General features: G+C 70.7%; 23 protein-coding genes. 11 read left to right on the top strand and 12 right to left on the bottom strand.

The genetic code is table 11. The features are described from left to right. Positions 1–42 precede the first annotated feature (42 nt). Positions 43–3003: a UPF0182 family protein gene (locus EV193_RS28610; protein WP_130348043.1), complete on the bottom strand. Its 2961-nt coding sequence runs from the start codon at positions 3001–3003 to the stop codon at positions 43–45. Positions 3004–3176: 173 nt separating this feature from the next. Between EV193_RS28610 and EV193_RS28615 the strand changes: the two genes are divergently transcribed. After that, positions 3177–3683 (top strand): PPA1309 family protein, encoded by a 507-nt coding sequence (locus EV193_RS28615; RefSeq protein WP_130348118.1) that lies wholly within the window; start codon positions 3177–3179, stop codon positions 3681–3683. A gap of 87 nt (positions 3684–3770) precedes the next feature. Here EV193_RS28615 and EV193_RS34510 read toward each other — a convergent pair whose 3' ends face one another. Together EV193_RS34510 and EV193_RS28620 are read right to left on the bottom strand one after the other, a co-directional pair. After that, positions 3771–3899 (bottom strand): hypothetical protein, encoded by a 129-nt coding sequence (locus EV193_RS34510; RefSeq protein WP_278044226.1) that lies wholly within the window; start codon positions 3897–3899, stop codon positions 3771–3773. Between the two features lie 151 nt (positions 3900–4050). After that, complete coding sequence (locus EV193_RS28620) at positions 4051–5049, bottom strand: YlbL family protein (RefSeq protein ID WP_242613753.1); 999 nt, start codon at positions 5047–5049, stop codon at positions 4051–4053. Between the two features lie 171 nt (positions 5050–5220). On the opposite strand from EV193_RS28620, the gene EV193_RS28625 reads away from it, so the two are divergent. After that, positions 5221–6609: a zinc-dependent metalloprotease gene (locus EV193_RS28625; RefSeq protein WP_130348045.1), complete on the top strand. Its 1389-nt coding sequence runs from the start codon at positions 5221–5223 to the stop codon at positions 6607–6609. Positions 6610–6888: 279 nt separating this feature from the next. Here the strand turns inward: EV193_RS28625 and EV193_RS28630 are convergent, their stop codons facing one another. After that, positions 6889–7419: a M48 metallopeptidase family protein gene (locus tag EV193_RS28630; protein WP_130348046.1), complete on the bottom strand. Its 531-nt coding sequence runs from the start codon at positions 7417–7419 to the stop codon at positions 6889–6891. Between the two features lie 157 nt (positions 7420–7576). Here EV193_RS28630 and EV193_RS28635 point away from each other — a divergent pair, with 157 nt between their 5' ends. Then, complete coding sequence (locus EV193_RS28635; protein WP_130348047.1) at positions 7577–8620, top strand: hypothetical protein; 1044 nt, start codon at positions 7577–7579, stop codon at positions 8618–8620. Between the two features lie 85 nt (positions 8621–8705). Then, on the top strand, positions 8706–10022 hold the full coding sequence (locus tag EV193_RS28640) for an ABC1 kinase family protein (protein WP_242613743.1): 1317 nt from the start codon (positions 8706–8708) through the stop codon (positions 10020–10022). On the opposite strand, the gene EV193_RS28645 is transcribed toward EV193_RS28640, so the two are convergent. Then, positions 10019–10948 (bottom strand): NADP-dependent oxidoreductase, encoded by a 930-nt coding sequence (locus tag EV193_RS28645; protein WP_130348048.1) that lies wholly within the window; start codon positions 10946–10948, stop codon positions 10019–10021. The genes EV193_RS28640 and EV193_RS28645 overlap by 4 nt on opposite strands. Before the next feature lie 108 nt (positions 10949–11056). On the opposite strand from EV193_RS28645, the gene EV193_RS28650 reads away from it, so the two are divergent. Further along, on the top strand, positions 11057–11452 hold the full coding sequence (locus tag EV193_RS28650) for a winged helix-turn-helix transcriptional regulator (protein ID WP_130348049.1): 396 nt from the start codon (positions 11057–11059) through the stop codon (positions 11450–11452). A gap of 163 nt (positions 11453–11615) precedes the next feature. Here EV193_RS28650 and EV193_RS28655 read toward each other — a convergent pair whose 3' ends face one another. After that, complete coding sequence (locus EV193_RS28655) at positions 11616–11795, bottom strand: hypothetical protein (protein ID WP_130348050.1); 180 nt, start codon at positions 11793–11795, stop codon at positions 11616–11618. A 28-nt stretch (positions 11796–11823) separates the two neighbouring features. Further along, the gene (locus EV193_RS28660; RefSeq protein ID WP_130348051.1) at positions 11824–12708 is read right to left on the bottom strand and encodes a class I SAM-dependent methyltransferase; all 885 of its coding nucleotides are present in this window, start codon (positions 12706–12708) and stop codon (positions 11824–11826) included. A gap of 102 nt (positions 12709–12810) precedes the next feature. On the opposite strand from EV193_RS28660, the gene EV193_RS28665 reads away from it, so the two are divergent. Genes EV193_RS28665 through EV193_RS28675 form a run of 3 tightly spaced genes read left to right on the top strand, consistent with a single transcriptional unit; the run spans position 12811 to position 14866 of the window. Beyond that, positions 12811–13506, top strand: coding sequence for an arsenate reductase/protein-tyrosine-phosphatase family protein (locus tag EV193_RS28665; RefSeq protein WP_130348052.1), 696 nt, complete (start codon positions 12811–12813; stop codon positions 13504–13506). Further along, complete coding sequence (locus tag EV193_RS28670; protein ID WP_130348053.1) at positions 13503–14165, top strand: arsenate reductase ArsC; 663 nt, start codon at positions 13503–13505, stop codon at positions 14163–14165. The genes EV193_RS28665 and EV193_RS28670 overlap by 4 nt, the downstream gene beginning before the upstream one ends. Then, complete coding sequence (locus EV193_RS28675) at positions 14165–14866, top strand: aquaporin (protein ID WP_130348054.1); 702 nt, start codon at positions 14165–14167, stop codon at positions 14864–14866. Before EV193_RS28670 ends, EV193_RS28675 begins: the two co-directional genes overlap by 1 nt. On the opposite strand, the gene EV193_RS28680 is transcribed toward EV193_RS28675, so the two are convergent. Then, positions 14838–15677 (bottom strand): helix-turn-helix domain-containing GNAT family N-acetyltransferase, encoded by an 840-nt coding sequence (locus EV193_RS28680; protein ID WP_242613744.1) that lies wholly within the window; start codon positions 15675–15677, stop codon positions 14838–14840. The genes EV193_RS28675 and EV193_RS28680 overlap by 29 nt on opposite strands. A gap of 98 nt (positions 15678–15775) precedes the next feature. On the opposite strand from EV193_RS28680, the gene arsM reads away from it, so the two are divergent. Continuing rightward, positions 15776–16528, top strand: a complete 753-nt coding sequence (gene arsM / locus EV193_RS28685; protein ID WP_130348056.1) for an arsenite methyltransferase — start codon at positions 15776–15778, stop codon at positions 16526–16528. Positions 16529–16791: 263 nt separating this feature from the next. On the opposite strand, the gene EV193_RS28690 is transcribed toward arsM, so the two are convergent. The 4 genes from EV193_RS28690 to EV193_RS28705 form a co-directional block, all read right to left on the bottom strand. Then, complete coding sequence (locus EV193_RS28690; RefSeq protein WP_130348057.1) at positions 16792–17013, bottom strand: hypothetical protein; 222 nt, start codon at positions 17011–17013, stop codon at positions 16792–16794. Continuing rightward, on the bottom strand, positions 17010–17417 hold the full coding sequence (locus EV193_RS28695; protein WP_423202241.1) for a WhiB family transcriptional regulator: 408 nt from the start codon (positions 17415–17417) through the stop codon (positions 17010–17012). Before EV193_RS28695 ends, EV193_RS28690 begins: the two co-directional genes overlap by 4 nt. Positions 17418–17527: 110 nt before the next feature. Continuing rightward, positions 17528–17734: a hypothetical protein gene (locus EV193_RS28700; protein ID WP_130348058.1), complete on the bottom strand. Its 207-nt coding sequence runs from the start codon at positions 17732–17734 to the stop codon at positions 17528–17530. A gap of 125 nt (positions 17735–17859) precedes the next feature. Further along, complete coding sequence (locus tag EV193_RS28705) at positions 17860–19947, bottom strand: ATP-dependent DNA helicase UvrD2 (RefSeq protein ID WP_423202242.1); 2088 nt, start codon at positions 19945–19947, stop codon at positions 17860–17862. A gap of 55 nt (positions 19948–20002) precedes the next feature. Between EV193_RS28705 and EV193_RS28710 the strand changes: the two genes are divergently transcribed. Both EV193_RS28710 and EV193_RS28715 read left to right on the top strand, forming a co-directional pair. Then, a complete protein-coding gene (locus tag EV193_RS28710; protein WP_130348059.1) occupies positions 20003–20740 on the top strand; it encodes a DUF4191 domain-containing protein in 738 nt (245 codons plus the stop codon). 9 nt (positions 20741–20749) lie between these two features. After that, a complete protein-coding gene (locus EV193_RS28715) occupies positions 20750–21310 on the top strand; it encodes a Uma2 family endonuclease (RefSeq protein ID WP_130348060.1) in 561 nt (186 codons plus the stop codon). The last annotated feature ends 6 nt before the right edge of the window (positions 21311–21316 follow it).

The following is a 21316-nucleotide window of genomic DNA, read 5'->3' on the forward strand; positions in this document are numbered from 1 at the left end:
ATCAGGCGACCGGTAGGTGACGGCCTTCACTCCCCTGGTCGGTCAGCCCGGTGGTCGCGGCGCTGTCGTGGTCGGCGGTGCCGGGGTCTGGCCGGCCGGAGGCGTGCCGTTGAGCCGCGCCTGGACCTGGTCGACCTTCAGTCCGGCCGCGTCCACGGCGGCCATCGCCTTGCCGAAGCCTTCCCAGTCGCCCTTGGTCACCTGGCGCAGCTTCTGCACGGCGGCCAGCAGCTCCGTCTTGGCCGCCTCCAACTCGGGCGAGGTCACCCCTGGCGGCGGTGGCTGCGAGGTGGGCGGCGTACCCGGAGGCGTGCCCGGTGGCGGCGTGGTCGGCGGTGTCGCGGCGGTGCCGAACACGCGGTTGAGCGCCTCATCGATGGTCGCGGCGAACCCGACGCGGCCGTTGTAGGACACCAGCACCCGCGCGAGCTGCGGGAACGACTTGTCGTTGCGCTGCTGGATGTACATCGGCTCGACGTAGAGCAGCGATCCCGAGACGGGCAGTGTCAGCAGGTTCCCGGACAGCACCATGGTGTTGGAGTTCTGGAAGAACGTCCGCTGCTGGGTGACCTCACTTGTCGAGTTGAACCGGTTCTGCACTTGGACAGGACCGTCCACCTGCAGACCGTTCGGTAGTCGGAGCACTCTGATCTTGCCGTAGTCCTCGGGTTCGGACGACACCGTCATCCAGGCCGCGAGGAACTCCCGGCGCAGCGACACGAGCGCGCTGGTGAGCTGGAACTTGGGCTCGTTCTGGCCCGGCGTCTGCGCGTACACGTAGTACGGCGGTTGCTTGGCCGCGTTGCTGCCGGCGACCGTGCCGCCTTCCTTGGTCGGGTCCGGCGGCACGTTCCAGAACTGCTCGTTGCCGAAGAACTCCTGCGGCTTGTCCACGTGGTACCGGGACAGCAGCTCACGCTGCACCTTGAACAGGTCCTCCGGGTACCGGAAGTGCTCTCGCAGCCCCGCCGGCGCCTCGGACAGCGGCTTCACCACGCCGGGGAACACCGAGGTCCACGCCTTGAGCACCGGGTCCTGTTCGTCGATACGGAACAGGTTCACGCTGCCGTCGTAGGCGTCGACCGTGGCCTTGACCGAGTTGCGGATGTAGCTGATCGGCCGGTCGGCCTGCCGCGCGACGCCGGACAGCGAGTCGCTGGTGGCCGAGCCGAGCGGGGTCTCTCGGGAGTACGGGTAGTGCTCCAGCGTGGTGTAGCCGTCGACGATCCACTGGATGCGCCCGTCGACCACGGCCGGGTACGGGTCGCCGTCGACGGTCAGCCACGGCGCCACCTTGCTGACGCGATCGCGCGGGTCGCGGTGGTACATGATCCGCGAGCCTTCGCCGACCGCGCTGTTGAACAGGATGTTCTGCTCGGTCTCGTAGGCGGCGAAGATCAGCTTGTCGAAGAACCCGTCGATCGGGATGCCGCCCTTGCCGTCGTACTTGAACGACTTGCCGGGCAGGTCGAACTCGCGGGCCTGGTCGCCGCCGACGATCGCGTAGCTGGTGGCCAGCTCGCCGTAGTAGATCCGCGGCTGGTTCACCGGGATGGGCATCGGCACGCCGCTGTTCTGCGCGTTGAGGTCGCTGACCGTGAACCGCGGATATCCGCCCTGCGCCTCGTTGTCCCGGTACGCGCCTTCGGTGGTGTTCGCCTGTGCGGCGACGAAACCGTTTCCGTGCGTGTACACGAGGTGCTGGTTGATCCAGGAGCGCTGGTTCTCGGCGAGGCCCGCGGTGTTGATTTCACGCGCGGCGACGATGTAATCCTGCTTCTTCCCGTTGACCGTGTACCGGTCGACGTCCAACTTGTCCGGGAATCCGTAGAAGTTCTCCTGCGCACGCAACTGCGTGAACGTGGTCTCCAGAATGCTCGGGTCGAGCAGGCGGATGTTGTCGAGCGTGCCCGGATTGGACGCCCTGACCTCCGACGGCTGCAGCGTCGAGTTGCCCGGATATTCGTCCATGGTGACTTTGTCCGGGCCGAGGCCGTACGCCTGTTTGGTGGCGTCCATCGCGCGTTGGATGGACTTCGCCTCTTTCTCGTTGGCGTTGGGCTTGACCGAGAACTGCTCGAGCACGAGCGGCCACGCGACACCGATGAGCACGCTGGACAGCACCAGCAGCACGGTGGCGATGGCGGGCAGCTGCAGGTTGCGCAGGAATCCGCCGACGAAGAAGGCGACCGCGCAGAACACGGCGATGAACGTCAGAATCAGTTTCGCCGGGAGTACCGCGTTCAGGTCGGTATAGGTCGCACCGTTGAACAGGTCTTCTCGTCGCTCGGAGAACAGCAACTCGTAGCGCTCGAAGAAATAGTCGATCGCGTACACCAGAACGAATACGCCGGCCGTGATGGAAAGCTGCATCCTGGCCGTGCCGGTGAGCTGGCCGCCCTTTCCGGCGAGCCTGATCCCGCCGAAGATGTAATGCGTGACCGCCGCACCGGCGAACGCCACCGCGATCGCGATGAACCCCCAGCTGATCAGCCAGGTGTAGAACGGCAGCTTGAACGCGTAGAACCCGATGTCGTTGCCGAACTCGGGGTCGGTCACCCCGAACGGCGTGGCGTTGAGCCACATCTGCACGATCTGCCAGTCGCCCTGGGCCGCGGCACCAGAGGCGACGCCGGCCAGCACCGGGATGCCGATGCCGAACAGCCGCACGCGCGCGACGATCGTGGACCGGTACCTGGCGAGCGGATCGTCGGCGCCGGCCACCGGCACGAACACCGGCCGCGTCCGGTAGGCGATGATCAAACTGATCGCGAGCAGGCCACCGACCAGTATGCCCACGCTGAAGAACAGCGCGATCCTGGTCCACAGGACGGTGGTGAACACACCCCGGAACCCGACCTCGCCGAACCACTGCCAGTCGACATAGGCGTCCAGCAGTCGCGCCCCGACCAGGAGGACGACCGCCACCGTCGCGGCGATGATCAGCAGTATCCGGCTGCGGCGGGACAGCCTCGGCATTCCGATCGGGGGCCGAGTGGCCACGGGGCACGCTCCTGGGTCGTACGTTGTCGTCGGCGGCTCTCACGAGCGCCGTTCCGATATGTCCAACTCTACGGACGGGGGCCTAGGTTCCCGTATCTGCCTCCTGCGTCACCATCCGGGTCCCCGGATGCGACGATGGCCGCGTGCCAGACGCATCAGTGGAGCCGCCCGCCATGCTGCCGTCCGTCGTCCGCGAGGTCGAGGAGTTCGTCGGCTCCGCCGGCTGGGATCAGCCGCCGCAGTTGTTCGCCCTGGTGCCGACGGCCGACCTGCTCGCGGCACAGCCGGAGTTGGCCGGGTCGCTGTCCGACGCGCCGGTGACGCCGGTGGCCCAGGACGCGCTGCCGGACGGCGATCTCGACCTGGCGCTGGCCCGGATCATGTGGCCGGACGCGGTGCGCGGGTGCGCGCTGGCGCAGGAGATCGTGGTGCTGCCGCCCGAGGCCGAGGAGACCATCGCCGACGAGGTGGGCTCCGACGAGTCGATGCTGCGCCGGATCGCCGCCGAACACCCGCGCAGGCGCGAGGCACGGCTGGTCGCGGCGGTGCTGCGGGACGGCACGGCGGCGTGTGTGATTCGCCTGCGCGCGACCGACGGCACCGAGGTCGACCAGTTGGTGGAGCACCCGGAGCTGGCGCCGAACCTCACCGACGCGCTGCTGCGAACCCTGCGCGACTGAGCAGGTACCTCTCGAACGGGATCCGCCCGCGGAGATCTCCCCCGCCGTCGACGGCTTCCAGAACGGCGGATGGCGCCTCGACGAGCGCTACGTGGAACTGCTGACCATCACCGACGAGGAGCGGGCGGGCGCGCTCTCCTGCGGCCGGCGATCGCGACCCGCCTGCGCGACCGGGGACACGAGGTCGCCGAGTTCGCGATGACGCTGGAGGAGCACGGCGTCTCGTTCACGGAAGTCTTCGTGACCGACGTGCCGCCGTGGAGCCCGGCACGTTCGACCCGGGGAGCCGGGACGCGATCACCGCCGTGACGCTCTCCGGCCCCGCGCGGCCGGACCTGGTGATCGACGGGCTGACCTTCCGCTTCGGCTAGCAGCCGGGGACGGGCCGGCCGGCTTTCATGTCCTCGAGCGCGGTCACGGCGCCGGCGAGCGTGTCGACCTTGATCAGCCGCAGACCGTCCGGCGCGCGGGACTTGGCCTCGGCGCAGTTGTCGGCTGGCACCAGGAAAGTGCTCGCGCCGGCCTCCTTGGCCGCCGTCATCTTGAACGGGATGCCGCCGATCGCGCCGACCTTGCCGGTCGCGTCGATCTCGCCGGTACCCGCGACCTGCTGGCCGGCGTTCTGCTCGCCTGCCTTGAGCTTGTCCACGATGGCCAGCGCGAAGATCAACCCGGCGGACGGGCCGCCGACGTCCTTGAGCTGGATCGTGGTCTTGAGCGGCACGTCGACGCGTTCCACGGCGGTCAGGCCGAGGAAGCCCTGCTTGCGATCGTTGCTCGCCTCGAGGGTCGCCTGCAGCGTCACGTCGCCCTGCCCGGGACGGGCGACCACGATCGGCACGGTGTTGCCAGGCTGCGTGTCGGTCAGTGCGGCCGCCACGTCGGCGGCGGTCCCGATCCGCTTGTCCTTCACCGTGCGCAGATGGTCGCCCGGGTGCAGCTGCGCCTTGTCCGCGGCGCCACCGGAGACGATTTGCCCGGCGACGACCTTGACCGGCCTGTCCGGGTAGACGTAGCGCAGGGCGGCCACCTCGGCGCTGCTCTGCGAGTCCTGGAACAGCTTGACGTTCTCCTTCTGCACCTGTTCCTTGGTCTCGCCCGGCTTGATGTAGTCCTCGCGCGGCGCGAGCGCGTACCGGCCGCTGATCCACAGTCCGAGCGCGCCGAACAGCGTCATGTCGTCGGACAGCGACACGGTGGTCATGCGCAGCTGACCGGCGGTGGGCTGGCTCGGCTGGCCGTCGATCATGACCACGGGCGCGCCGTCCACGTCGCCGAGCACGTCGTAGGTCGGCCCGGGGCCGAGCGCCACGTAGGGCACCGGCACGAACCCGCCGACGAGCCCCAGCGCCACCACGATGAGCATGCTGAACACGACCGTCCACCCTCGCCGGCTCAGCCCACGCCGCTGCGGGGGCGGAGTGGGCGCGGGTGGGTCCTGCGTCTCGCTGCTCGTGGTCTCCACGAGGGCACAGGGTACGGCCATCGTCCCAGGTGCGATCAGCGTGTCGTACCCGTGTCCGCGTACGGTGGGGATATGACCGACTTCCCGTTCGGATTCGGCCCGCAACCGAACGACGACGAGAGCAAGAAGCGCCACGGTGACGATCCGACCGCGGGCGGTCCCGGTTCGGGCGAACCCGGCAAGAACCCGTTCGACGCGTTCAGCCAGCTCGGCCAGATGTTGAGTCAACTCGGCCAGATGCTCAGCCAGGCCGGCACGTCGGACGGTCCGGTGAACTACGACCTGGCCAAGCAGATCGCCCTGCAGCGGCTCGGCGGCGAGCAGATCGGCCTCACGCCCCCGGCCGACTCGGACAAGGCCGTGGCGGACGCGGTGCACCTGGCCGAGATGTGGCTGGACCCGGTGACGATCCTGCCGGCCGGTGCCACCGAGACGAAGGTGTGGACCGCGCGCGACTGGGTGGACCACACGCTGCCGACCTGGCAGCGGCTGTGCGACCCGGTGGCGCGGCGGGTGTCCGGCGCGTGGGTGGAGGCGCTGCCGTCGGAGGCGAAGGAGGCGGCCGGTCCGCTGCTGTCGATGGTCGGCCAGATGGGTGGCATGGCGTTCGGCTCGCAGCTGGGTAACGCGCTGGCGCAGCTCGCCGGCGAGGTGCTGACCTCGACCGACGTCGGGCTGCCGCTCGGCCCGCCGGCGACGGCTGCTCTGCTTCCGGCGAACGTGGAGAAGTTCACCGAGGGCCTGGAGCGCCCGGCCAGCGAGGTGCTGGTGTTCCTGGCCGCGCGCGAGGCGGCGCACCAGCGGCTGTTCGCGCACGTGCCGTGGCTGCGGCAGCGGCTGCTGGCCACCGTCGAGGAGTTCGCCAGCGGCATCACCGTGGACACCGCGGCGCTGGAGCAGCTCGCCGGTCAGGTGGACCCGGCCAACCCCGAGTCGATCGAGCAGGCCATGCAGTCCGGGCTGCTCGAACCGCAGACCACGCCGGAGCAGAAGGCCGCGCTGACCAGGTTGGAGACGTTGCTGGCCCTGGTCGAGGGCTGGGTCGACGTGGTGGTCGGCGACGCGATCGGCGAGCGCCTTCCCGGTGGTGACGCGCTGCGCGAGACGCTGCGCCGGCGCCGGGCCAGCGGCGGGCCGGCCGAGCAGACGTTCGCCACGCTGGTCGGCCTCGAGCTGCGGCCCCGGCGGCTGCGCGCGGCGGCCGCGCTGTGGCGGCTGGTCGGCGACGAGCACGGCATCAAGGCGCGCGACGACATCTGGGCGCACCCGGACCTGGTGCCCACGGCCGAGGACCTGGACGACCCGATGGAGTTCTCCGAGCGGCTGGGCGCCACGCCGGAGATCGGGGACGACCCGATGGCCCAGTTGGAGAAGACCGTCCAGCAGGAGAAGGCCCAGGAGCAGGCCATGGACGAGGCCTCCGAGAACAAGCCCGACGAGCCCGAGGGCGACTCGCGCTGATCAGAGCGCGCCTGAGTACCACGCCGTAGCCGACCCGATCCGGCCAACAAGCCCACTTACCCGACTTCACGCAGCCGGGTGTGTTGACCGCACCGAGCGGCAGCCACGCTGGGGTCGGCCCGAAATGGCGAGGGCGACCGCCGCCACGCCGAAGGCGTCGAGACGACCACCCACGCCGCTCGCAGCCCACCAACCCCGGCAGTTGACCACCCACACAACCTGACCACAGGCCGTTTCGGCGAAGCCGAACGACGGCGGATTTTGCCCGAGCTAAACGATTCAGTCCTCGCCGGTGATCTCGAGACCGGCCGCGGCGGACACCCCCTCCAGGTAGCCGATCGCGCGCTCGGTCTTCGGGTACTGGCGCACCAGCTTCCAGAAGTCCGGCCCATGACCCGGCACGAGCAGGTGCGCCAGCTCGTGCACGAGCACGTAGTCGAGCACCCAGCCCGGCACGTCGCGCAGCCGTTCGCTGACCCGGATGCTGGCGTCGGACGGGGTGCACGACGCCCACCTGGTGCGCATCGCCGGAACCCAGCGCACGCTGGCCGGCGTCGTCTCGCCGTCGAAGTAGCGCCGGCCGAGCTCGTGGCAGCGGGCGAGCAGCGCGGCGTCGGACGCCCGTGCCGGAGAACGCCGCCGAGTCTCGCTGCGCTGCAGGCGCTGCTGCATCTCGGCGACCCAGTGCGCTTCTTCTTTTTTGGACATCCGCGCGGGCAACAACACCACGAGGGTGTCACCGTCCCGATACGCGGAGACCGTGCGGGTTCGCCGCTTGCTTCGGCGAACCTGGACGCGGGGTTCGGGCACGGGCTCACGGTACGGCGCCGCGCCGACATTTCGGGACACGCCATCAGTGTGATCTCGCGCGGCCAAGCGGCGGAACGCTCGGTATGAATCTGTGGATAACTCGTGCCTGTGGATAACCGTTTTGACGTCCGCGCCACGGTTGGCCGACGCTGCGCGCATGGACGTCGACACGCGAACCACCCTGCCCGTCCGGCCGAGGTCGCTGCCGGGACTGCCGGTGCTGCGCCGGCGCGCCGGCGAGATCCAGGTCGGGCTCGACCCGGCGCACGCCGTGGTGATCAGCGACCTGCCCGACGGGGTGGTCACCGTGGCCGGCGCGCTGGACGGCACCCGCTCGGTGGACGAGCTGCTCGACGAGGTCGGGCCGGCCGACTCGGACACGCTGCTCGCCCTGCTCGACGAGCTGGAGGTGCGCGGCCTGCTGGTCGACGCGGCGAGTACCGCCGTGCCGGCGCGGCTGACCGGCGACGTGACCATGTCGGTGCTGCGCACCCGGGGGCGCGACCGTCCGGTGCCGCCCGCCGTGCGCCCCGACCAGGTGGTGGTGCGCGGCGACGGACCGCTGGCGGTCGCGGTGGCCGCCACGCTGGCCGGCGCCGGGATGCGGCGGGTGCACGTGGCCGCGACCGGTGCCGTGCAACCGGAGGACGTCGGGTGCGGGTACCTCGACGCGCACATCGGGCTGCCGAGGCGGCGGGCCGCGCGGGATGTCGTGCGCGCGGTGGATCCGTCCGTGCTCACCGGTCCCCCGCGCCGCGGCTCGGCGTCGCTGGTGGTGCTGACCGACGCGGTGGTGCCCGACCCGGAGGCGGTCGCGGAACTGGTGCGGCACGGCGTCGCGCACCTGGTCGTGCGGGTCCGCGAGGGCACCGGCGTCATCGGGCCGCTGGTGGTGCCCGGCCGGTCGAGCTGCCTGCGGTGCGCCGATCTGGTGCGGGCCGGGCTGGATCCGTGCTGGCCCGCCGTGGCCACCCAACTGCTCGGTGCCACCCAGCCGGTCGACGTGCTGTCCGCCCAGGTCACGGCCGCACTCGCGGCGGCACAGGCGCTGCGCGCGCTGGACTGGTTCGCCGGAGCCGGGCCACGCCCGCCGACCTGGTGCGGCGCGGTGGAGATCGACCCGTTCACCGGGGTCAGTCGTCACAGACGGTGGCCGATTCACGCCGCGTGCACCTGCGGCGCCAAGACGCGTATGACGTGACCAGCCGAACGAGGCGCGTGCCACATGTCGTGGAAGTGTGCCTATTTCACTACACGTGCACGCCGGGACAGGAGAGAATCATGGTGTGACCGAGTTGCCCCGCAGAACCGCAGCGCGCACCGCCCGACTGGCCAGTCTCCCGATCGGCATGGCCGGCCGGGTCGTCGGCGGCTGGGGCAAGCGGCTGGCCGGCCAGAGCGCCAGTGACGTCAGCGCCGACGTGTCGGCCAAGACCGCCGAGCAGTTGTTCGCCGTGCTCGGGCAGCTCAAGGGCGGCGCGATGAAGTTCGGCCAGGCGCTGAGCGTGTTCGAGGCGGCGGTGCCGGACGAGATGGCCGCGCCCTACCGGGAGGCGCTGACCAAGCTGCAGACGGCCGCGCCGCCGATGACGGCCGCCACCACGCACCGGGTGCTCGCCGAGCAGCTCGGCCGCTCGTGGCGCGAACGGTTCGACGAGTTCGACGACGAGCCGGCGGCCTCGGCCAGCATCGGGCAGGTGCACAAGGCGGTGTGGCACGACGGTCGCGAGGTGGCCGTCAAGGTGCAGTACCCGGGCGCGGACGAGGCGCTGATGTCCGACCTGCGCCAATTGAGCCGGTTCTCCCGGCTGTTCCAGGCGCTGGTGCCGGGCGCGGAGGTCAAGCCGCTGCTGGCCGAGCTGACCGCGCGGATGTCCGAGGAGCTGGACTACCGCGCCGAGGCGGACAGCGAACGCGCGTTCGCCAAGGCCTACGACGGCGACGAGCACGTGCTGGTCCCGAAGGTGGTGGCCAGCGCGCCGAAGGTGATGGTCACCGAGTGGGTGGACGGCACCCCGCTGGCGGCGATCATCCGCGACGGCGACATCGACACCCGCAACCGCGCCGGCAAGCTGCTCTCCGAGTTCCACTTCTCCACCCCGGCCCGGGTCGGGCTGCTGCACGCCGACCCGCACCCCGGCAACTTCATGCTGCTGCCGGACGGCCGGCTGTGCGTGATCGACTTCGGCGCGGTCGCGCGGCTGCCCCAGGGCCTGCCGTCGCCGCTGGGCGCGATGACCCGGCTCGCCCTGGACGGGCACTCCGCCGAGCTGATGCGCCTGATGCGCGACGAGGGTTTCGTGCGCCCCGGTACCGAGGTGCACGAGGAGGACGTGCTCGCCTACCTCGCGCCGTTCACCGAGCCGGTCGCGAACGACACGTTCCACTTCACCCGCCGGTGGATGCAGAAGCAGGCCGAGCGGGTCGGCGACCTGCGCGGAAAGGACTTCCGCACGGGCCGCTCGCTCAACCTGCCTCCGCAGTACCTGCTGATCCACCGGGTGACCATGGGCTCGACCGGCATCCTGTGCCAGCTCGACGCCGAGTTCGGCGTGCGCGAGATCGTCCAGCGCTGGCAGCCCGGTTTCGCCGACCCTGACTAGGGCACGAGCACCAGTCGCCCGCGCAGCCCGCCCTTGGCGAACCGCTCGTGCGCCCGCGCGACCTCGTCCAGCGGGTAGGTCTCGGCGAGGCGCAGGCTGAGCCGGCCCGCCTCGACCTCGGCCACCAGTTCGGCGAGTTGCCCGCCGTCGGCCCGCACGCCGACCGCGGCGGTCCGGATCCCGCGCACCGGGTCGGGCACCTGGGGCGGCAGCACGGCCACGAACGCGCCGCCGTCGGCGACCGCGTCCAACGCAGGCTCGCCCACGGTCGCCGCGTCCAACGCCCCGTCCACGCCGGACGGTGCCACCGCGCGAACGGCCGAGGCGAGGTCGGCCGACCGCGGCAGGAACTCCGCCCCGCGCGCGGTGATCCACTCCTCGTCGTCCGCACCGGCCACGGCGATCACCTTGAGACCCCGGCCGGCGGCCAGTTCCACGGCGTACCCGCCGACGCCGCCGGCGGCACCGGTGATCAGCAGCGTCCGCCCCTCGCGCAGGTCGAGCAGATCCAGCGCCTGACGCGCGGTGAGCCCGTTCAGCGGCAGCGTGGCCGCCTCGGCCGCGGTGTGACCGGCCGGCGCGGCGGCCACGGCGTCCTCGCCGAGCACCACGTACTCGGCGTAGGTGCCCAACGGCACGATCGGCTGGTCCTGCAGACCGATCACGCGATCGCCCTCGGCGAACCGGGTCACGTCCTCGCCGGTCCGCTCGATCACGCCCGCCACGTCCCAGCCGAGCCCGATCGGCGCACTCGGCGCCGTCGCCCCCGGGTCGAACACGCCCATCCGGGTACCGAGGTCCACCGGGTTCACCGTGGCGGCCTCCACCCGCACGAGTACCTCCCGCTCCCCCGGCTCCGGGCGCGGCCGGTCGGCCGACTCCAGCACCTCGGGTCCGCCGTAGGAGGACAACACAACAGCACGCATCGAAGATCTCCCTCTGATGGACGAGAACCAACGAGACGAACCGTAGGAGTGCTACTCTCCATCGGGAAGTACGTACTTCGAAGTGCCTAACGAACAGGATGGTTCTCCATGGCGACCAAGACGGCGGCCGCCCAGCGCGACGAGCAGCGCGCGGCCTACGACGCGTTCCTCGCCGGATGCCCGACGCACCAGCTCGTCGCGCGGATCAGCGACAAGTGGGTGACGCTGATCCTCTGCGCGCTCACCGACGGCCCGAAGCGCTACAGCGACATCGGCCGCAGGATCGCCGGCGTGAGCCAGAAGATGCTCACCCAGACGCTGCGTTCACTCGAGCGGGACGGCCTGATCGAGCGGACCGTGACGCCGAGCGTGCCGGTGCGCGTCGACTACGAGCTGACGGCGCTCGGCGAGAGCCTGCTCTCCGTTGTGGCCGCGATCAAGGACTGGGCGGAGAGCCACATCGAGCACGTCAACGACGCCCGGGCGCGCTACGACGCCACCTGAGGCTTGACAACCCGACAACCCCGCCTCCGCGTACTTTAGCCCGCTAAAGTCCTCCCAGAGCCGCAAAAGACCAGGTCAGACATGATCAACAAGTGGCGGGGAATGTGAAGGTGGTCCGCGTCCGGGGGTGCGCGGCGAGCGGGTCACCCTCACGGGTGCTCCGCTAGGACCAGTATTCCGAGGGAAGCTTGCCCTCGATGTCGCGCACGTGTTGGCGCGCGCAGCCGGCGCACAGCCAGCGCGTGACACCGCGTTCCCGCTCGGCGACCCAGGCCAGCGCCTCGCCCGGCGGCACGGTCGAGCGCAGCCGGCCGCAGCGGGAGCAGGTGGCGTCCTCTGCCATGGGCCCGACGGTACGCCACCGCCAGGTGTCACGCGGATCCCTTGCGCCCCAAGTAGATCGTGAGCGCGCTGAGCATGAACACGTCGTCCCGGTCGCCGACGTAGGCGCCACCGTCCGGGTCGGTGAGCACGGCGAGCGCCTTGCGATCGTCCTCGCCGAGCCACTCCTCGGCGCCCTCGGCCATCCAGCGCAGCCACGCGCCGGCCCAGCCGCGCACCTCGGGCGGGGCCGGCGCCGGGAGGTCGATCAGGTAGCTGAACGAGGACACGTCGCGCAGGCCGGTCTCGGCGAGCGCGGTGTTCCACCCGACCGGCAGCCGGACCACGCCGTCCATGTCCGCGCGCATGCGGGCGAACCACTGCTCGCGCGCGGCCAGCAGCCGGTCCTGCAGGCCGGGTTCGCCGACGCCGACGTCCCACGGCAGGCAGCGGCTCGGCATCCCGCCCTCGCCGAGCGCCAGCCAGCCGCCGTCGTTGAGCAGCGCGTACAGGTCGGCGAGCCCTCGGCGCTGGTCCGGCAGGTGGTGCACGACGCCCGAGGCCCACACCAGGTCGGCCGGACCGACGACCTCGGCGATACCGCCGGCGGCGACGTCGGCCAGCACGGTGTTCACCTCGATCGCGCCGCCGAGCGCGGACCGCACGTGCGAGGCGGCCGCCTCGAGCATCTGCGGCACGGCGTCCACGAGCACGATCCGGCCGCCGCCCTTGGCCACCAGTGCGCGGCCGAGCGCCGCGCTGATCCCGCCGGCGCCCGATCCGATGTCCACGACCGTCGCGCCCGGCTCGACGAGCCCGATCACTCGTTCGGCCACCGGCGTGACGAACGGCGCGTGGATCGCGTCCATGCGCCGCATGTCGGAGATGCGTTCGACCCAGTCGATTCCGTCGTGTGTATGCGTGTGCCCGCTCATGACGACAACGGTAACCACGGCGCGCCGCGAACCGGGAATCCGTTTGCCGAAACGGCAAACCAGACTTGACACTCCAAAGTTAAGTCAGCAATCATTGAGTCAATGAACGCTGAGCTTTCTACGACCGAGGCGCTGGCGCACCGCGCGCGGGTGCACGCGGCGCTGGGCGAGCCCGCCCGGTTGGCGATCGTGGATCGACTGGTGCTCGGGGACGCGGCGCCGGGCGAGGTCGGCGCCGAGCTTGGGCTGCCGAGCAACCTGTTGGCGCACCACCTGAAGACGCTGGAGCGCGCCGGGGTGGTCGAGCGACTCCGGTCGGAGGGTGACCGGCGGCGAACGTACCTGCGGCTGGTGCCCGCGGTGCTGAGCGACCTGGTGCCGGTCGGACAGCGGAGCGCGCCGAGGGTGGTGTTCGTGTGCACGCGCAACTCGGCGCGGTCCCAGTTGGCGGCGGCGTTGTGGAGGCGGCGCAGCGACGTGCCGGTGGCGTCGGCGGGGACGGAGCCGGCCGACCGGGTGCATCCGCTGGCGGTGGCCACCGCGAAGGCGCATCGGTTGCCGCTGGCGCGCGCTCGCACGAGCCGCGTCGAGGACGTGCTGCGGGCCGACGACCTGGTCGTTGCCGTGTGCGACAACGCGCACGAGGACCTGGACGCGGCCGTTGAGCGCCTGCACTGGTCGATCCCCGATCCGGCCATGGCGGGCACCCGCCTCGCGTTCGACAAGGCGTTTCGCGAACTCGTCGATCGAGTCGACCGGCTGGCCCCAGCCGTCACGAGGACAGGAGAACCACGATGACCGAGCCCGACACCGAAGACCGGCGGACGCTGCCGCTGGACCAGCATTACGCGCTGCGAGTCGCGGCCCTTCAGCTGCGCGACGAGTTCGCCGGGGTGTTCGGCCCCGAGACGATCGAGCGGTTCCTGCACGCCAGCTACGACCAGTTCGCCTCGCGCAGCACGGTGTCGAACTTCCTGCCGCTGCTGGCCGAGCGGTTCGCCCGGCAGCGGCTGCGCGCGCTCGCCCGGGTCGAGGGCCGTCACCAGGACGGCAAGCCGACCGTGTTGTTCCTTTGCGTGCACAACGCCGGCCGCTCGCAGATGGCGCTCGGGTTCCTCCAGCACCTCGCGGGCGATCGGGCGGTGGCGTGGTCGGGCGGCTCGGAGCCGGGCCACGAGATCAACCCTTCGGCGATCGCGGCGATGGCCGAGCGGGGCATCGACATCTCCGGCGAGTTCCCCAAGCCGTGGACTGACGAGATCGTCCGCGCGGCCGACGTGGTGGTCAGCATGGGCTGCGGCGACGCGTGCCCGGTCTTTCCCGGCAAGCGCTACCTGGACTGGACGCTGGACGACCCGGCCGGCAAGACCGTCGAGGACGTCCGCCCGGTACGGGACGAGATCGAGCGGCGGGTGCGCGAACTCCTCGCCGAACTCGGCGTCCCGGCCGCGATCTGATGGAACCGTTGTCCCGCAAGCTGATCGCGGAGTTGTTGGGCAGCGCGATGCTGGCCGCGGTGGTGGTCGGATCCGGCATCGCGGCCCAGCGCCTGTCACCCGGCGATGTCGGGCTGCAGCTGCTGGAGAACGCGGCGGCCACCGCGGTCGGCCTGTACGCGATCATCCTGATCTTCGGCCCGGTCAGCGGCGGGCACTTCAACCCGGTGGTCTCGCTCGTGGACGCCGCGCTCGGCGGCCTGTCGTGGAAACACGCGGCGGCCTACGTGCCCGTCCAGGTGCTCGGGTGCGTCGGCGGAGCGGTGCTGGCCAACATCATGTTCGCCGCCCCGGTCGTCAGCATCAGCACCACCGAGCGGATCACCGTCCCGCACGGCGTGGCCGAGGTGGTCGCGACGGCCGGACTGGTGCTGGTGATCTTCTCCCTGGCTCGCACCGGCCGCCTCGACCGCGCGCCGGCCGCGGTCGGCGCGTACATCGGCGCGGCGTACTGGTTCACCAGTTCCACCAGCTTCGCCAACCCGGCGATCACGGTCGGCCGCGTGTTCAGCGATACCTTCGCCGGCATCGCCCCCGCCTCGGTCGTGCCGTTCATCGCCTGCCAGCTCCTCGGCGGCCTGGCGGCGATCGCGATCGTGCGGGTGCTCTACCCGGCCCGCCAGGCCGACCCGGTCAGTTCACCGGCGAGCGGCGCTCGATGAGCACGGTGTCGTGCCAGACGCCGTCCCGCTGGGCGACGCGTTCGCGGATGCCGACGGTGCGGTAGCCGGCGGCGTGGTGCAGGGCGACGCTCGCCCGGTTCTCGGTGAAGATCGAGGTCTGCAGCGTCCACAACCCGGCCGCGTCGGCGGCGGTGACCTGCTTGTGCAGCAACGCCTTTCCCACCCCGCGCCCCCGGAATCCGTCGGCGACGTAGACGGACGTCTCGGCCACCCCGGCGTAGCAGTCGCGACCGGAGACCGGCGTCGCCGCGGTCCACCCCACGACCTCGCCGTCGATCTCGGCGACCCACCGGTGATCGGGTAGCCACCGCGCGTCCAGTGCCGACTTGCTCGGCACGGTGGTCTCGAACGTGGCGATCCCGGTCGCGAGGCCCTCGCCGTAGATTCGCCGCACCGCCGCCCAGTCCCCGGCCTCCAGGGCGCGCACGGTGACACCGGCCGGCAGGTCCTCCGGGCAGCACGGCCGGGGTGCGAGCAGGCCCATCACCGCGTCCGCCGCGTGCGGCAACCCCACGCAACACGCCTCGTTCACGGTCACGATCGTCGCCGTGCCCTCCTTGCGCAGCCGCACGAACCCCACGTCGGCCAGCTTGCGCAGATGGTGCGAGCAGGTGGACTGGCTGGTGCCGATCACCTCGGTCAACGCGCCGACGGTGATCCCCTTCGGGCTCGTCGCCACCGCGTGCAGCAGCCGCACCCGCACCGGTTCCGCCAGGCAGGCGAACCACTCCGCGTACGTGGCCGCCTCACTCGACGGCAGCACCTCGGCCTGCCGCAACACGATCGCCATGCCGCCACTATATCTACTCGAATCGATGGTTGTATTCATCGAGGCACGTCGATAGAGTCACCATGGATCGACCACAATCGATGAACAAGGAGCACGCGATGTCTGAGCAGACCGTCGACCTGCGCGAGACCGTCCGCGCCCGCTACGCCGCCGCCGCGACCGCGGTCACCGCCGGCCCCGGCTGTTGTGGCCCGCAGGCGGTCGAGGTGGACGAGAGTTTCGGCGCCGGCCTGTACGACACGACCGAGCGCGACGAGTTGCCCGCCGAGGCGGTCGCCGCGTCACTGGGCTGCGGCAACCCGACCGCGGTGGCCGAACTGCGCGCCGGTGAGCGCGTGTTGGACCTCGGCTCCGGCGGCGGGATCGACGTGCTGCTGTCCGCCCGCCGCGTCGGCGAGACCGGCAAGGCCTACGGCCTGGACATGACCGAGGAAATGCTGGCACTCGCCCGCGCGAACGCGGCCAAGGCCGGCGCCACCAACGTCGAGTTCCTCAAGGGCACCATCGAGACCATTCCGCTGCCCGCCGACTCGATCGACGTGGTGATCTCCAACTGCGTGATCAACCTGTCGGTCGACAAGCCGGCCGTGTTCGCCGAGACCTTCCGGGTCCTGCGCCCCGGCGGGCGGATCGGCGTCACCGACGTCGTCGCAGAGGATCACCTCACGCCAGCGCAGCGCGCCGAACGCGGCGGCTACGTCGAGTGCATCGCCGGAGCACTGTCGTTCACCGAGTACCGCGACGGGCTCGCCGCGGCCGGGTTCACCGACGTCGAGGTCACCCCCACCCACCAGGTCGCCGACGGCCTGCAGTCCGCGATCGTCCGCGCGATCAAGCCCGAGAACCACTGACCATCCGCAAAAGCCACGCCGAGGTCGGCCTGAAAGTCGAGGGCGACCGCCGCCACGCCGAAGGCGTCTCTGCCAACCACCCACGCAACACGCAGCCCACCAACCCCGGCAGGTAACCACCAACGCAACCTGACCACAGGCCTTTCGGCGAAGCCGAACCAGCGGCGGCCTTGCCCTCGATAGACAACACGGGCGCGACCCGGGATTTCCGGATCGCGCCCGCGTCAACTCGGCTCTGTCGGTTCGGTTGTCGAATCAGTCGGTCAGGCCGATTCCTCCGCGGCTCTCGCGGCACGCCGGGATGCCCAGCAGGACACCCGCCGCCACCGCTTGGCGGAGTTCAACCGGCGGAGGTGGCGACGCTGGCGCGCCTCCTCCTCCGCCCCGCGCATTCGTGCACGAGACAGATCTTCGTAGAGCAATAGTGTGTTGGCCCCCAACGGGAGCGCCGACACTCGCACGGTGTCGTCGGTCAAGATGCTCATGCCGCTACCTCCTGCTGCCCGGCGGCCAGGGCCGCCGTCTCACGTGCCTTGTCCGTTTTCGTGCCTCCTTCGCCGGCGGGCGCGGCTTTGCGCGGACGACCACGGGGACGCTTGCGGGCGATGACGTTTCCTCGCTCGAAGATCTCGCCACCCCACACGCCCCACGGCTCGTGCCTGGCGAGCGCACCCGCGAGACACTCCGCCCGAACCGGACAGTCGGCACACATGCCCTTTGCCCGCTCCAGGTCGGCCGGGGTGTCGGCGAACCACAGGTCCGCGTCGCCCGACCGGCAGGGAAGGTCCAGACCAGCCGCCGGCGCGGCATCGAGCAGGTCGCCCATGCCGAAACCGTCGGGTAGATCCGTCAACGCCTCGCCAAGTGGCGAGACGGTCACCGTTGACACTCGAATCACTTCCTCATCAGTTGGGTTTCAGTGCTGCTACCGCAAAAAACACGAAGGCCGCGGATCCGTTTCCGGGTCCGCGGCCTTCGTGAGCCTGAGAGTCCTGACACCTAGGTCAGAGACTTCGCTCCGTTCAGGAAGCGGACATTCCGGGACTGGACATCGCCATCGGCGAACACCGGCATCACGGTGTCGACGGTCAGGAAGCGCTCACGCTCAATGCGGGCGCTCGGCTTGGAAACAATGCCGACCGTGGACAGGGCGGTACCCTCAGACACGAGGTAGCCGTGATTGCCGATGATCGTCAGGTTCTTCACCGGGGGCCACCTCCTGTCTCTGCTCGAGGACGAGATTCTTCGGGCACTCCGTGCCCGGCTCCTGCAGGTTATTAGGCCCGCCGGGAGCCATGCAACAGGTTTTTCGAAAGAGTTCGTGACCGCTGTCACGAAGTACCGGCGCCGGACCCTTCGCGCACCAGCGAAAGGACCGCTTCGCCGTATTTGTCCAACTTCGCCGCCCCGATGCCCGGGATCGCGACCAGTCCGGCCGAGTCGCCGGGCCGCTGTTCGGCGATGGCGATCAGCGTGGCGTCGGTGAACACGACGTAGGCCGGCACCTTCTGCTCGCGCGACTGCTCGGTGCGCCACTCCTTGAGCCGGCCGAGCAAATCCTCGTCCACATCGGACGGGCAGGAGTCGCACCGGCCGAGCTTCACCGCCATCGAGTCGACCAGCGCGGTGTTGCAGATCCGGCAGCGCTGCTTGGCCGGCTTCTTGTCCCGCGACTTGGCGATCCGCGCGGCCGGGTGGTCCTCGGGGATCACGCCGTACAGGAACCGGCTGCGGCGCCGCCCGCGTCGCCCGCCCGGCTGCCGGGACAGCGCCCAGGACAGCCACAGGTGCTCGCGCGCGCGGGTCGCGCCGACGTAGAACAGCCGGCGCTCCTCCTCCACCCGCGCGTCGTCGTCGGCGTGCTGGATCGGCAACGTTCCGTCGACCAGGCCGACCAGGAACACCGCGTCCCACTCCAGGCCCTTCGCCGAGTGCAGGGACGCGAGCGTCACGCCCTCCACGGTCGGCGGGTGCTGGGCGTCGGCGCGCTGGTCCAACTCGGCGACGAAGTGCGCCAGATCCGCACCGTCCACAGTGGACACCAGCTCCTCGGCCAGCTCCACCAGCGACAGCAGCGCCTCCCACCGGTCGCGCGCGGTCCCGCCGGGCGGCGGCTCGTCGGTCAGCCCGACCGGCACCAGCAGCTCCCGCACAACCTTCGGCAGCTCGCCGGCCGGCGGGTCGGCCGTGGCCACCCGCAGCGCGGCCATCGCCTGGCGCACCTCGCGACGGTCGAAGAACCGCTGGCCGCCGCGCACCAGATACGGAATGTCCACTTCGGACAGTGCCTGCTCGTACACCTCGGACTGCGCGTTCACCCGGAACAGCACGGCGCACTCGCTGGCCGGGACACCGGAATCGATGAGCTGCTTGATCCGCGCGGCGACCGCGGCGGCCTCGGCCGGCTCGTCGTCGTACTCGGCGAAGCTCGGCGCCGGGCCCGGCCGGCGCTGGCCGATCAGCCGCAGCCGGGAGCCGGCCGGACGGTCGCGCGCCGCGGAGATCACCCGGTTGGCCAGCGACACCACCTCGGGTGTCGACCGGTAGTCACGCTCCAGGCGCACCACGGACGCCTCGGGGAACCGCCGGGAGAACGCCAGCAGCGGGCGCGGCGAGGCGCCGGCGAAGGAGTAGATCGTCTGGTTCGGGTCGCCGACCACGGTCAGGTCGTCCCGCTCGCCGAGCCACGCGTCGAGCACGCGCTGCTGCAGCGGCGTGACGTCCTGGTACTCGTCGACCACGAAGCAGCGGTACCGGTCGCGGAACTCCTCGGCCACCTGCGCGTGCTCCTCCAGCGCTGCCGCGGTGTGCAGGAGCAGGTCGTCGAAGTCGAGCTTGGCCTCGCGGTTCTTCAACTTCTCGTAGCCGGTGTACACGGCCACCATCTGCTCGACCGGCACCGGCGGGTCGCGACGCGCCTTTGCCGCCGCCTCCGGGTAGGACTCCGGCGAGATCAGCGACGCCTTGGACCACTCGATCTCGCTGGCCATGTCGCGCAGCGCCTCGCCGTCGGTCGGCGCGCCGAGCTTGTGCGCCGCCTGGCCGACGAACCGGATCTTCCCTTCGAGCACGTCCCACTGGCGCTCGTCGACGACCCTCGGCCAGAAGTAGCGCAACTGGCGCAGCGCCGCCGAGTGGAACGTGCGGGCCTGCGCGCCCGCGACGCCGAGCGCGCGCAGCCGGGTGCGCATCTCCCCCGCGGCGCGGGTGGTGAAGGTGACCGCGAGGACCTGGCCGGGGGCGACGTGCCCGCCGCGGACCAGGTTGGCGATCCGGTGGGTGATCGTGCGCGTCTTGCCGGTGCCCGCGCCGGCCAGCACGCACACCGGGCCTCTCGGCGCGATCACCGCGGCCCGCTGCTCGGGATCCAGTCCGGACAGCAATTCCCCACTAGACATGCCGGCCATCCTCGCAGACATCGCCGACACCGACCGCGAACCATCCACAGGGTCGGCTCCCCGTATCCTGATACGCATGGCAAAGCAGGACAAAGAGGCCGCCAAGGAGGCCAAGCGCGCCAAGAAGGCGGCGTCGAAGGCCAGGCGTGGGCAGATCTTCGAGGCGTTCAAGCTGCAGCGCCGCGAGGACAAGTGGCTGCTCCCGTGGATGCTGGGCGCCTTCCTCGTCGTGACCGGCGTGGTGTTCCTGCTTGGCGTGTGGTGGGGCATCCCGTGGTTCATGTTGCCGCTGGGCATCGCGTTCGGCCTGCTCGCGGCCATGATCGTGTTCGGGCGGCGGGTGCAGAAGAACGTGTACGCCAAGGCGGACGGGCAGCCGGGTGCGGCGGCGTGGGCGCTGGAGAACTTGAAGGGCGGCTGGCGGGTGACGCCGACCGTGGCCGGCACCACGCAGCTCGACGCGGTGCACCGGGTGCTCGGCAAGCCGGGCGTCATCCTGGTCGCCGAGGGCGCGCCGCACCGGGTGAAGAGCCTGCTCGCGCAGGAGAAGAAGAAGGTCGCCCGGCTCGTCGGCGAGACGCCGATCTACGACGTGATCGTGGGCAACGAGGAGGGCCAGGTGCCGCTGCGCCGGCTCGGCCCGCACCTGACCAAGCTGCCGCGCAACCTCCGCGGCCCGCAGATCGACGCGCTGGAGAAGAAGCTGTCGGCGCTGGCCACCCGCCGCGCGGCCGGCGCCGCCCTGCCGAAGGGTCCGCTGCCGCAGGGCGCCAAGCTGCGCAACGTCCAACGCACCATGCGCCGCAGCAAGTAACCGTCCACAGTGGACGGGAACCTGCTCACCGTCGCGGAATACGCCGACCTCGGCGAGACGGAGACGGGTTATACCGAGCTGATCGACGGCCGCGTGCTCCTGTCGCCGAATCCGTCGCCGGATCACAACCACGCCTCGCTGAACCTGGCTTTCCAGCTTCACGATCAATTGCCTGAGCGGCACGAGGTGCTGCTGAGTCTGGACGTGGACCTCGGCCTGGCACCGCCGGACGAACCGGGGTTCTCGCGGCGGCCTGACGTGCTCGTCGTCGAGCGCGGCGCGCGACAGCGGGTTCGCGAGCAGGGCGGGATGCTTCGCGCCGAGGAGGTGCTGATCGCGGTGGAAGTCGTCTCGCCGAGTTCGCGGCGCACCGACAACGTGCACAAGCGCGACGACTACGCCGATGCCGGGATTCCCTACTACTGGATCATCGACATCGATGAGCCGATCTCCGCGGTGCTGCTGCGTCTGACCGAGGAGTTCGGCTACACCGAAAGCCAGACGGCGACCGAGACCGTCGAGATCACCGAGCCGTTCGGAGCGACGATCGACCTGAAACGTCTGCGGTAATCCGTT

It is taken from the genome of Herbihabitans rhizosphaerae (assembly GCF_004216555.1).
Taxonomy (GTDB): domain Bacteria; phylum Actinomycetota; class Actinomycetes; order Mycobacteriales; family Pseudonocardiaceae; genus Herbihabitans; species Herbihabitans rhizosphaerae.